The organism is Enterococcus sp. AZ048 (genome assembly GCF_051715125.1).
In the GTDB taxonomy this organism is placed as follows: domain Bacteria; phylum Bacillota; class Bacilli; order Lactobacillales; family Enterococcaceae; genus Enterococcus_A; species Enterococcus_A gilvus.
Genome location: NZ_JBIOTD010000001.1, coordinates 2,067,267 through 2,079,313, shown reverse-complemented (window position 1 = coordinate 2,079,313; position 12,047 = coordinate 2,067,267). Strand labels below are relative to the sequence as shown.

Genomic DNA, 12,047 nt, shown 5'->3' with positions numbered 1-12,047 from the left:
GAATAAGCATCTATAGAATAGATAGTCCTACTGTTGAGGGAGAAGAATGAAAAAAATCTATGTGTTCCATCTAAGTATTGCCGTGTATATTTTGTTCATGCACTTTACACAAGAAACATTTTCTTTTATGGGCTTGAATGTTTTTCTCGCATGGCTGCCGATCCTTTTTGCGCAGTTCTTTTTAACAATGAAAAACAAGTGGCGCGGTCTTTTTTTACCCTTATGGTTATTGTTTTTTCCGAATGTTCCTTACTTACTGACGGATTTGTTTCACTTTGCCGGACTGGGCATCTATCAGTCAGGTGGACACTTTTTAAATGATACTAGTGGTTGGTGGGCGTATCTTTTATTATTGCTGCCTGCGTTAGTGATGGTTTTTACCGGTATGGCTCAGGTGTTTCACTTATTTGCTGCATTGAAGCTGCAAATGAAACAAAAAATATGTTGTTTGGTTCTGCTGTCCTTTTTATCTAGTATCGCGGTATATATTGGGCGTTTTGAGCGTGTCCACTCGATCGAATTAGTCATGCATCCAGTCACTGTTTTGAAATTGTTGGTTGGAAATTGGGATTCTGGAAAATGCCAATTTGTCTTGATGTTCAGTATTTTACAGTTGGGTGTGTGGGGATTGATCTATTTTCTCCAGAGGGACGCACAAGAAGAATAAAGATTTTACAAAGTCAGCGATGCCCGCTTTTCTTTGGGAAGAGAAGCGTCTATAATAAAGCGAGTATACTGGTGGAAAAGAGATGAACGATGGATAGATTAAGAAAGAATAATGATGACAGTCGGATTGATTACGGCGTCATTTTGCCTGTTTTTATATTATGTTTGATCGGGTTGCTTTCCTTATATGTAGCTTTGACTCATGATCCGAGAAATCCAAATGTTTTTCGCGGGCTTGCCATGCAATCTATTTGGTACGTGGTAGGGGCTCTAGCAATTGTTATTATTATACATTTTGATGCAAAGCTTTTATGGCGCTTGACGCCCTTTTTATATGTGATTGGATTGGCGGTCATGTTGGCACTGTTGAGATTTTATGATCCGACACTTGCGGCTTCGACAGGTTCAAAAAACTGGTTCAAGTTTGGTACGTTGACGTTTCAGCCTTCCGAATTAATGAAGATCGCATATATATTGATGCTGGCACTGATTATTACGAAACACAATGTATCGAACAAAATACATACTTTAAAAACAGATGCATTGTTGATCGTTAAAATGATTTTGGTGACGATCCCAGTCTTTGGCTTAGTATTGGCACAAAAGGATTTCGGTACGATGCTGGTCTTCCTTGCCATTTTTTCAGGTATGTTTTTAATGTCTGGTATCTCATGGTTGATTTTAGTGCCGACGCTTATTTTAGCCGTCGTTTTAGGCGGGACGTTGATCTTTTTTGTTACGACGGATTCAGGTCGTGAATTACTAACTCGTATTGGCTTTAAAAATTACCAATTTGCTCGGATCGATTCTTGGTTGGACCCTTTTCATGATCCGCAAGGAAAAAGTTTCCAACTGGCTCATGCATTAATGGCCATCGGTTCTGGTGGGATTTTCGGAACGGGGTACAATATCAGCAACGTGTATGTGCCTGTGCGTGAATCTGATATGATCTTCACAGTGATCGGAGAGAATTTTGGTTTCATTGGCGGGGCTTTTGTGATTTTAGTGTATTTTGTTTTGATTTATCGTATGATTCGACTATGCTTTGACATGAATAATGAATTCTACGCGTATATTGCGTCAGGAATCGTTATGATGATGCTCTTCCATGTCTTTGAAAATATTGGTGCGAACATTGGTTTGCTGCCATTGACGGGTATCCCGCTTCCTTTTATCAGCCAAGGGGGATCATCTATCTTAGGGAATATGATTGGTATTGGGCTGATTTTATCGATGCGTTATCAAAGCGCGAACAAGCAACCTATGAGGAGGACACGCCGTGCTTAAATTTTATTGGTATCCAAAATGTTCTACCTGTCGTAAAGCGAAAGCTTGGCTAGATCAAGCCGGCGTCGCTTACGAAACGATCGATCTGGTTCAAGACACACCCTCAGCTGCCAGCTTTGAGAAATGGCTGTCCAGCAGCGAATTGCCTATCCGCAGATTCTTTAATACCAGCGGCATGAAATACCGTGAATTGGGGTTAAAGGATAAGGTGGATGAGCTGTCGGTGGAAGAAGCCAGTGAATTACTAGCAAGTGACGGGATGCTGGTGAAGCGCCCATTACTGATCAACAAGGATCAATTTTTGTTGAATGGATTTAAAGAAGCAACTTACGAAAGGACGTTCTAAATAAATGACTTACTTGAAAAAAAATGATGGTTTATGGATCTTGCACAACGACAAAGATTATTGCATGGGTCTAACAGCTGAAATGGCAGAGACATTAGGTGACGTGACATTCATTTCACTGCCGAAAATCGGACAAGCTGTCAAAGCTGGTGAACCGTTAGTTGAGATTGAAGCAGAAAAGGCAGTACAAGAATTCAAAAGCCCATTGACGGGTGTAGTGTCTTCTATCAGTGAAAAAGTGAGCGCTGATCCTGCAGCTTTAAATGGCAAAGAAGAACTGGATGCTTGGATTCTTTCCTTACGGGAAGTTGAAATCAGCGAGTTTGAAAACTTATAAAGAAATTTTTCATTTGATGTTTGACAGGATAAAATCTGCCTGATATAATCCTTTCATACACATGAGAAAGCGATGAAAAGAAAAGTACATCTGATTAAAGTACAAAGAGAGCTCCGGTATGCTGAAAAGGGGTTGCAGTAATGAGATGGAAAATGGTCTTTGAGCAGGATGGACGAAGCGTGTGCCAAGTCTATCACGGGAGTGCCCGTTACAGCACCTCAGTATACGCGTATAGCAAGTACTGGTAGAGGTTGTGATCGCAAGGTCAGAACAAATATTAGGTGGTAACACGGAAGTCAAAGCTTTCGTCCTAAGTGTACATTTGTACATTTTAGGGCGGAAGCTTTTTTGTCTGTTCTGCTTTTCGCAGTTTGCTCAGTATGACGTGAAAAAAATTTTATTAACGACATTATGAGCAAGCTGTTTAGCAGAAAGATATGCGTAGCGAGAATCAGATTCATTTTTCGCGGTTTTCGAAAAATGATTACTATTCATCCGAGATAGCTGTCAAACTGCTTCATCAAAATTGACGCAGATTAGTCCAATGACAAGCGAAATGAAAAATAGTTACATATCTGAACTAGCTGTAAGCTAATCAGTTATCGAGAAAGGAAGTAAGAATCATGGCGTTGATTGAGTTAAATCAAGTAGGAAAAAGTTTTGCCGGTAAAAAAGGACCGATCCACGCAGTCGATGGGATCAATTTAGCGATCGAAGAAAAGGATGTCTATGGTATTGTCGGTTATTCAGGTGCTGGAAAGAGCACATTGGTTCGATTATTAAATGGATTGGAAGCACCAACAGCGGGGCAAGTTTTAGTCAATGGTGAGGATGTCGCAGCATTGCAGGGTTCAGCATTACGAACCTTTCGGAAAAAGGTTGGAATGATCTTTCAGCATTTCAATTTATTGTGGTCGCGGACAGTGATCGAAAATATCCAATTGCCGCTAGAATTGGCGGGTGTTTCAAAAGAGCAGCGTCGTAAAAAGGCGGAAGAGTTACTTAGCCTGGTCGGACTCGACGGCAGAGGAGATGCGTATCCCTCTCAATTATCCGGCGGACAAAAGCAGCGGGTCGGTATCGCCAGAGCCTTAGCAAATGATCCAGATATCCTGCTTTGCGACGAAGCAACCAGCGCACTAGACCCTCAAACGACAGAAGAGGTTTTAGAGCTATTAGCCAATATCAATAAGAAACTAGGGCTGACGATCGTGTTGATCACGCATGAAATGAACGTGATCCGTAAAATCTGCAACAAGGTAGCGGTGATGGAATTAGGAAAAATCGTAGAGGAAGGCTCGGTTCGCGAAGTTTTCCGCCATCCGCAACAGGACGTAACGAAAATTTTCGTTCAGCAGGATCTTGAGCCAAAAGCAGATCCATCGGAGTTATTAAAAGAATTTATCAAGGAAAATCCAACGGGTACTTTGGCAACATTGCATTTCTTAGAAAACAATGCCAATGAGCCTGTGGTGTCTCAAGCCATTCGTAAATTTCCAATTAACATCAGTATAGTTTATGGAAATATCGAACGTGCGACAGGAAGTTCTTTTGGAACACTGACGGTTCAATTTGCGGGTGACGCAGACAGTATCACAGAAGCTATCGCCTTTATTGAAAGTCAGCAAGTTGGAGTGGAGGTGCTGCATCGTGGATAAAAGTTTTTCAGAAACGTATTTAAATTTTCAACAGGTTTCTTGGGATACCTTAAAGGAAGCGATCAATGACACCTTGTTCATGACAGTTATATCCATGTTGATCGTATTTGTTCTAGGTCTGTTATTGGGCTTGCTGCTTTATTCCTTAGGGAGAAAGCATTCTGCGGCTCGCAGTATTTTATATAGTTTGGTCTCGATTCTCAGCAATATTTTCCGGTCAACGCCTTTCATGATTTTGATGGTATTGATCATTCCATTTACGAAAGCGTTAGTGGGCACGATGCTGGGGGCAAAAGCAGCAATTCCGGCACTTGTATTATCCGCAGCACCGTTTTATGCGCGATTGGTCGAAATTGCGTTTCGTGAGGTTGATTCTGGTGTCTTAGAAGCAGCCGATGCAATGGGAGCCAGCTATTTTCAAACGATCTACAAAGTGCTGATCCCTGAAAGCTTGCCTGCATTGATCTCAGGTCTGACAGTGACATCTGTATCGATGATTGGTTTTACAGCGATGGCTGGGGCCATTGGTGCAGGAGGATTAGGTGCGCTGGCATGGCAAGAAGGGTATCAACGAGGCAATTATACCGTGACACTGGTAGCGACAGTGATCATTTTGATCATCGTCTTTATCGTTCAAGGAATCGGTGACTTCTTAACTAAACGGACGGACAAACGTTAACACAGAATAGCTATTATTCTTAAAAATAAAAACAATACTACTTAGGAGGAACTACCAATGAAAAAGAAAATTTTAGGTTTTGCAGCAGTAGGGTTATTAACGATCGGATTAGCAGCTTGTGGAAATAACAACTCTGCTTCTTCTGACAGCAGCAGTAAAGAAAAAAGCGATACATTAGTTGTAGGGGCATCTCCTACACCGCACGCAGAAATTTTAGAACACGTAAAACCATTGCTTGAAAAAGAGGGCATCAAATTAGAAGTCAAAAAATTTGATGACTATGTATTGCCAAACAAAGCATTAGCAGATAAAGACATTGACGCGAACTACTTCCAACATAAGCCATTCTTTGAAAAGGCTGTGAAGGAAAATGATTACAAATTTACCGATGCCGGTGCGATTCACATCGAACCAATGGGCTTGTACTCTAAGAAAATCAAAGACATCAAGGATCTAAAAGAAGGCGCAACGGTTATCACCTCAAGCTCTGAATCAGACTGGGGCCGGATCATTACGATCTTGCAGGATGCTGGTTTAGTGAAAGTGAAGGACGGCGTTGATTTAGAAACAGCAACGTTTGATGATATTGCTGAAAATCCTAAAAAATTGAAATTCGATCATTCAATTGATCCAGCTTTGTTGGCGACGACCTACAGCAATGACGAAGGCGACCTAGTAGCGATCAATGCGAACTTTGCCTACGGTGCTGGCTTGAATCCAGTCAAAGATGCCGTATTGCTTGAAAAAGATACGTCACCTTATGCGAATATCTTAGCAGTGCGCACAGAAGACAAGGACGACCCTCGTATTCAAAAATTAGTCAAAGTCTTACATGAGAAAGACGTGCAAGATTGGATCTTAGAAAAATGGGACGGTTCTGTAAAACCCGTCGATAAATAAGTTTAACGCTCCTTCTTCAAGGACCACGCCGGTCAATCAGGCGTGGTCTTTTTTGTTTGTCTCGAGACCGAGAATACTAGAGGTGAGACGGGCGCGGCGGTCAGAAAAAACTCTGTTTTACAGACTGTGAGCTGTTACACTGAATATAAGAAGATACAGAGAGGACGTGGAGAAAATGAATGCAGCAGGAAGCTGTTTGTGTGGTAAAGTAAACATCGTTATTCCTGAAATAGCAGAAGAAATCACGGTTTGTCATTGTCATATGTGTCAAAAATTTTTTGGAGGCCCGTTTTTGTCGTTGCCGGGAATCTTGCCTGAAGCCTTTGTGATGCAGGGCGAGACAAAGATCCGACGTTTTATGTCTTCAGAGTGGGCGGAACGAGGCTCGTGCAATGTATGCGGAAGCAGCTTGTTCTACCACAGTTTGGCGGATGATACGTATTATTTTCCAGCAGGGCTGTTCGATGCATTGGATCACGCCATGCTGAAGGAAGAAATCTTTTATGATCAGAAGCCGACGTTCTTCCATTATCAAGAGTGGACAGAGAAATTAACAGAAGCAGCCTTTATGGAACGACTTTTTGATGATTTAGAGTAGAAGGAGTCCACGAAGCAATTTTATAATTATTCTAAATAAAGGGTCGTTTTTAGGAAGAAACTTGGTGAATCGGTTTGTATTCCATTCTCATTTAGATTAAAATATGTGAGAACGAGAAAAAAATTTTGGAGGTACTTTCATGTCAGTTTTAGAAATCAAAGACTTGCACGTTGCCATTGAGGATAAAGAAATCTTAAAAGGTGTAAACCTTGTAATGAAAACAGGGGAGATCCACGCGATCATGGGTCCGAATGGGACAGGGAAATCCACGCTGTCAGCAGCGATCATGGGGAACCCAAACTATGAAGTGACGAAGGGCGAGGTCCTTTTCGATGGCAAAAATATCTTGGACTTGGAAGTCGATGAGCGTGCGCGCTTAGGATTGTTCTTAGCGATGCAATACCCAAGTGAAATTCCAGGGATCAGTAATGCCGAATTCATGCGGGCAGCGATGAATGCTCGTCGTGAAGAAGAGGACAAAATCTCTGTGATGCAGTTCTTAAAAAAATTGGATAAAAAAATGGAATTGTTGAACATGCCAGAAGAAATGGCGGAACGCTATTTGAATGAAGGCTTCTCTGGCGGAGAAAAGAAACGCAACGAAATTTTACAATTATTAATGATCGAGCCAACCTTTGCGATTCTAGATGAAATCGACTCAGGGTTAGATATCGATGCCTTGAAAGTGGTTGCTAAAGGGATCAATGAAATGCGCGGAGATACTTTTGGTGCTTTGATCATTACCCATTACCAACGTCTATTGAATTACATCGTACCAGATGTGGTGCATATCATGATGGATGGTCGAGTAGTCTTGACCGGAGATGCAGACTTAGCGAAACGCTTGGAAGCTGAAGGCTACGCAGGGATCTCTGCTGAATTAGGTATTGATTACAAAGAAGAAGTTTAGGAGGGCAAGATAGATGAAAAAATGGACAGAATATCTTGAGGCCGTCAAAGCTTTCTCAGCCGAATGGGCCGAACCTCAATGGATGACTGATTTACGGGTCAATGCGTTAAACAAGATCGACGAATTGCCTTTGCCTGTCATTGAAAAGGTAAAATTCGCTCGTTGGAACCTATACAATGTAAAGCCTGAACATCAAGAAGCAACGGGAACGATCCCAAGCTTTGATCAAATGAAAGACAATCCGATGATCGTACAAGCAGGTGAAACCACTGTCTTCGAACAGATTTCACCAAAATTGGCGGATCAAGGGGTGATCTTCACGGACTTAGTCACTGCGATGCAGGAGCATCCTGAGCTAGTCCAAGAATACTATATGCAAAAGGCTGTACCAGTAGAAGAAAATTCACTGACGGCTCTTCATGCAGCCTTCATGAACAACGGTGTCTTCTTATATGTACCGAAAAATGTCGTGATCGAAGAACCGATCGAAAGTTTATTCTTGCACAACGGAGATGACGATGCTCACTTCTTCAAGCATGTCTTGATCGTGGCTGGAGACAACAGTGAATTCTCTTATTTAGAACGCTTTGAATCTCAAGGCGATGCAGCGAAGAAGCTTTCAGGAAATGTAGTCGTCGAAGTCATTACCAAACCAGGTGCGCGAGTGAAATTCTCAGCAGTGGATTCAATGGGGGCAAATATCGCGACTTACATGAACCGACGCGGCTATCTGATGCGTGATTCGATGATCGACTGGGCAATCGGCATCATGAATGACGGCAATGTGATCGCAGACTTTGACTCAGATTTAGTGGGAGAAGGCTCTCATGCGGAAGTGAAGATCGTTGCGATCAGCGATGGTAAGCAAATCCAAGGAATCGACACGCGTGTAACGAATAAAGCCCCTCATACGATTGGGCACATTTTGCAGCACGGCGTTATCTTAGAAAAATCAACCTTGACCTTTAATGGGATCGGGCATATTTTAAAAGGCGCAAAAGGCGCGGATGCCCAACAAGAAAGTCGTGTATTGATGCTTTCTGAAAAATCACGGGGCGACGCCAATCCTATTTTATTGATCGACGAAAATGAAGTCACTGCCGGACACGCGGCCAGTGTTGGTCGTGTCGACCCAGATGAACTCTTCTATTTAATGAGTCGTGGGCTTGAAAAAGCGGCGGCGGAACGTTTGGTTATCCGTGGATTCTTAGGACCTGTAATCACTGCTATTCCTGTCAAAGCCACTCAAGAGCAATTGATCGCGACGATCGAAGGGAAGTTGAGCAAATAATGAGGGAGTTTTCTACTATTAGAAAAGATTTTCCAATTCTTTTCCAAGAAGTAAATGATGAATCACTTGTTTATTTAGACAACGCGGCCACTACACAAAAGCCGACACAAGTCTTGGATGTGTTACGTCATTATTATGAACATGATAATGCCAATGTTCACCGCGGCGTGCATACGCTAGCCGAGCGGGCGACAAAAGATTATGAAGACAGTCGTGAAAAAGTCCGCGCCTTCATCAATGCCAAGGAAACAGCGGAAGTGCTGTTTACTCGGGGAACGACAACTGGCTTGAACTGGTTGGCCCGCAGCTATGGCGATGCTTTCATTAAAGAAGGCGATGAGATCGTGATTTCTTATATGGAGCATCATTCCAATATCATTCCGTGGCAGCAATTAGCTGAACGCAAGGGAGCGACGTTGCGGTATGTGCCATTAACAGCGGAAGGCTTTCTTGATAGCGCTGCTGTAAAAGAGATCATCAACGAAAAAACGGCGATCGTCTCCTTGACTTACGTGTCAAATGTTCTTGGTGTGATCAATCCAATCAAAGAATTAACGGAGCTGGCTCATGCAAACAACGCGGTAATGATCGTGGATGGTGCACAAGCAGCACCGCATATGACCGTGGATGTCCAAGAGCTGGATGCAGATTTCTTTGCCTTTAGCGGGCATAAGATGTGCGGACCAACCGGAATCGGTGTATTATATGGCAAACGCCAGTGGTTAGAGCAAATGGAACCTGTGGAATTTGGCGGCGAGATGATCGATTTCGTGAACCTTTACGAAAGCACATGGAAGGAATTGCCATGGAAATTTGAAGCAGGGACACCTAATATCGCTGGAGCGATCGCTTTAGGTGCGGCAATCGATTATCTGAACGAGATCGGAATGGAGAATATCCATCACTATGAGCAAGAATTGGTTGCCTACGTGTTGCCGAAGCTTCAGGCAATCGGCGGTGTAACGGTCTATGGGCCGCAAGATCCAGAACAGCATACCGGCGTGATCGCTTTTAATCTGGAGGGGATTCATCCTCATGATGTAGCGACCGCTTTAGATATGGAAGGTGTCGCGGTACGTGCGGGGCACCATTGTGCACAACCTTTAATGAACTATTTGAATCTGCCAGCTACGGCGCGTGCCAGCTTCTATTTCTACAATACGAAAGAAGATGCGGACCGTTTGATCGAAGCAATTCAGGCGACGAAGGAGTTTTTCAAAGATGGCGCTCTCTAAATTAGACAATTTATATCGTCAGGTGATCTTGGACCATTCCTCGCATCCCCATCACCGTGGAAAGTTGAGTGATTCGACGCGAACGATCGAGATGAACAATCCCACCTGCGGAGATGTGATCGAACTTGAATTGATCGTGAAAGACGACGTGATTACCGACATCGCATTTTCCGGCAGCGGCTGTTCGATCTCCACAGCCAGTGCTTCCATGATGACCGATGTTGTGATCGGCAAGCCTGTCTCAGAAGCAGAACATTTGGCCGTGATCTTTGCCCAAATGGTCCAAGGCAATGAGATTCCAGAAAAAGACGAAGAAGAGTTGGGCGATGCAGCGATGCTCAGTGGGGTCGCAAAATTCCCCGCCCGTATCAAATGCTCGACGCTAGCCTGGAAAGCACTAGGCAAGGCGCTGACCAGCGAACAAGGCAAAGCCCGAGAAGGACAATTTCATAAAGATTAATCAAGGAGGATGCCAGTTGCGAGTTCCACTTCGTATTTTAATACGTTAGTGGAATCGTATGCCAACGACAATAAGAAAATTTGCTTCAAATTTTCACCTTTTACATTAGAGATGGCGCCTCTTTTCGCAGTCTATTTTGTAGAATGACTACATTTAAGGTACGTCTAAAACAAGAAAGAAGCTGTATAGAGGAATGACATACGGCATGAGAAACAAACTTATTTTTCTGTAGGAAAAATAAATACATTAAAACGAATAAGGAGCGGGAATACATGAGTGTACCTGAAATGCAAGAGGAATATCAATTTGGCTTCCACGATGACATCGAGCCCGTTTTTACAACAGGTGAAGGTCTCTCCGAAGAAGTTATTCGCGAAATCTCCCGCGCAAAAGGAGAACCAGAATGGATGTTGGATTTCCGTTTGAAATCGCTAGAAACATTCAGAAAATTAGAGATGCCCAATTATGGACCTGATCTGTCCGACTTGGATTACGATAAAATCAATTACTTCATCCGTTCAAGCGACAAACCAGCGCGCGATTGGGACGATGTGCCAGAAGAAATCAAAACCACGTTTGAACGTTTAGGGATTCCTGAAGCAGAACGTGCCTACTTGGCTGGTGCCTCTGCCCAATACGAATCAGAAGTGGTGTACCACAACATGAAAGACGAGTTCACCAAATTAGGGATCGTCTTCACCGATACCGATTCAGCCTTGAAGGAGTATCCTGAATTATTCAAAGAATACTTCGGCACATTGGTGCCACCATCAGACAATAAACTGGCTGCGTTAAACTCAGCTGCTTGGTCTGGCGGTACGTTTATCTATGTACCAAAAGGTGTGAAGACGGATATTCCGATCCAGTCGTACTTCCGAATCAACTCCGCGAATACCGGACAGTTTGAACGGACCTTGATCATCGTGGACGAAGGCGCAAGCATCAACTATGTTGAAGGCTGTACAGCGCCAACCTACTCTTCTGACAGCCTGCATGCCGCAGTCGTCGAAGTGTTCGTTAAAAAAGACGGCTATTGCCGTTACACGACGATCCAAAACTGGTCGAACAATGTCTACAGCTTGGAAACCAAGCGTGGACAGGCCCAAGAAAATGCGACCATGGAATGGGTCGACGGCAACTTAGGCTCAAAAGTAACCATGAAATACCCAAGTGTGTATATGGAAGGCAATGGCGCTCGCGGAACGATGCTGTCGATCGCTGTAGCCGGAAAAAATATCGTGCTGGATAATGGTGCCCGTATGATTCACAACGCACCAAACACGTCAAGTACGATCGTTTCAAAATCCATCGCAAAAGATGGCGGTGCAGTAGACTATCGCGGAACCGTCCGCTTTGGTCGAAACAGTGCCGGCTCATTCAGCCACATCGAATGCGATACGATCATCATGGACGACCGCTCAAGCTCAGATACGATCCCGTACAATGAAATCTTGAATGGAAATGTTTCTTTGGAACACGAAGCGAAGGTATCAAAAATTTCCGAAGAACAATTGTACTATCTGATGAGTCGTGGAATTTCAGAACAAGAAGCGACTGAAATGATCGTTATGGGATTCGTGGAACCATTTACGAAGGAATTACCAATGGAATACGCTGTAGAGTTGAACCGTCTGATTCAGTATGAGATGGAAGGCAGTGTAGGTTAAACCTGTTACAGGA

The 12,047-nt window shown here is 43.4% G+C and carries 13 protein-coding genes and 1 other annotated feature; all 13 genes read left to right on the top strand.

Features of this window, described 5'->3' with window-relative positions:
- Positions 1-46: 46 nt before the first annotated feature.
- The 13 genes from IGI66_RS10255 to sufB all read left to right on the top strand — a co-directional run bounded on the left by IGI66_RS10255 (position 47) and on the right by sufB (position 12,034).
- Complete coding sequence (locus tag IGI66_RS10255; protein WP_438848856.1) at positions 47-667, top strand: DUF1361 domain-containing protein; 621 nt, start codon at positions 47-49, stop codon at positions 665-667.
- A gap of 89 nt (positions 668-756) precedes the next feature.
- Positions 757-1,953, top strand: a complete 1,197-nt coding sequence (locus IGI66_RS10250) for an FtsW/RodA/SpoVE family cell cycle protein (protein WP_438848854.1) — start codon at positions 757-759, stop codon at positions 1,951-1,953.
- Positions 1,946-2,299, top strand: coding sequence for an arsenate reductase family protein (locus tag IGI66_RS10245; RefSeq protein ID WP_438848853.1), 354 nt, complete (start codon positions 1,946-1,948; stop codon positions 2,297-2,299). The genes IGI66_RS10250 and IGI66_RS10245 overlap by 8 nt, the downstream gene beginning before the upstream one ends.
- Positions 2,300-2,303: 4 nt before the next feature.
- Positions 2,304-2,636: a glycine cleavage system protein H gene (locus tag IGI66_RS10240; protein ID WP_438848851.1), complete on the top strand. Its 333-nt coding sequence runs from the start codon at positions 2,304-2,306 to the stop codon at positions 2,634-2,636.
- A gap of 63 nt (positions 2,637-2,699) precedes the next feature.
- Positions 2,700-2,952, top strand: a binding site (T-box leader).
- Positions 2,953-3,259: 307 nt separating this feature from the next.
- Positions 3,260-4,294, top strand: coding sequence for a methionine ABC transporter ATP-binding protein (locus IGI66_RS10235; protein WP_010780164.1), 1,035 nt, complete (start codon positions 3,260-3,262; stop codon positions 4,292-4,294).
- On the top strand, positions 4,287-4,973 hold the full coding sequence (locus tag IGI66_RS10230) for a methionine ABC transporter permease (protein ID WP_086303455.1): 687 nt from the start codon (positions 4,287-4,289) through the stop codon (positions 4,971-4,973). Before IGI66_RS10235 ends, IGI66_RS10230 begins: the two co-directional genes overlap by 8 nt.
- Positions 4,974-5,030: 57 nt before the next feature.
- Positions 5,031-5,873 carry a MetQ/NlpA family ABC transporter substrate-binding protein gene (locus IGI66_RS10225; RefSeq protein WP_010780166.1) on the top strand — a complete coding sequence of 281 codons (843 nt, stop codon included), beginning with the start codon at positions 5,031-5,033 and terminating at the stop codon, positions 5,871-5,873.
- A gap of 175 nt (positions 5,874-6,048) precedes the next feature.
- Positions 6,049-6,471 carry a GFA family protein gene (locus IGI66_RS10220; protein WP_438848848.1) on the top strand — a complete coding sequence of 141 codons (423 nt, stop codon included), beginning with the start codon at positions 6,049-6,051 and terminating at the stop codon, positions 6,469-6,471.
- A gap of 139 nt (positions 6,472-6,610) precedes the next feature.
- Positions 6,611-7,381: a Fe-S cluster assembly ATPase SufC gene (sufC, locus tag IGI66_RS10215; protein WP_010780168.1), complete on the top strand. Its 771-nt coding sequence runs from the start codon at positions 6,611-6,613 to the stop codon at positions 7,379-7,381.
- 13 nt (positions 7,382-7,394) lie between these two features.
- The gene (gene sufD, locus IGI66_RS10210; protein ID WP_010780169.1) at positions 7,395-8,672 is read left to right on the top strand and encodes a Fe-S cluster assembly protein SufD; all 1,278 of its coding nucleotides are present in this window, start codon (positions 7,395-7,397) and stop codon (positions 8,670-8,672) included.
- Complete coding sequence (locus IGI66_RS10205; RefSeq protein ID WP_438848846.1) at positions 8,672-9,907, top strand: cysteine desulfurase; 1,236 nt, start codon at positions 8,672-8,674, stop codon at positions 9,905-9,907. The genes sufD and IGI66_RS10205 overlap by 1 nt, the downstream gene beginning before the upstream one ends.
- Positions 9,894-10,367, top strand: coding sequence for a Fe-S cluster assembly sulfur transfer protein SufU (sufU, locus tag IGI66_RS10200; RefSeq protein WP_010780171.1), 474 nt, complete (start codon positions 9,894-9,896; stop codon positions 10,365-10,367). Before IGI66_RS10205 ends, sufU begins: the two co-directional genes overlap by 14 nt.
- 272 nt (positions 10,368-10,639) lie before the next feature.
- Complete coding sequence (gene sufB / locus IGI66_RS10195; RefSeq protein ID WP_010780172.1) at positions 10,640-12,034, top strand: Fe-S cluster assembly protein SufB; 1,395 nt, start codon at positions 10,640-10,642, stop codon at positions 12,032-12,034.
- Positions 12,035-12,047: the final 13 nt, after the last annotated feature.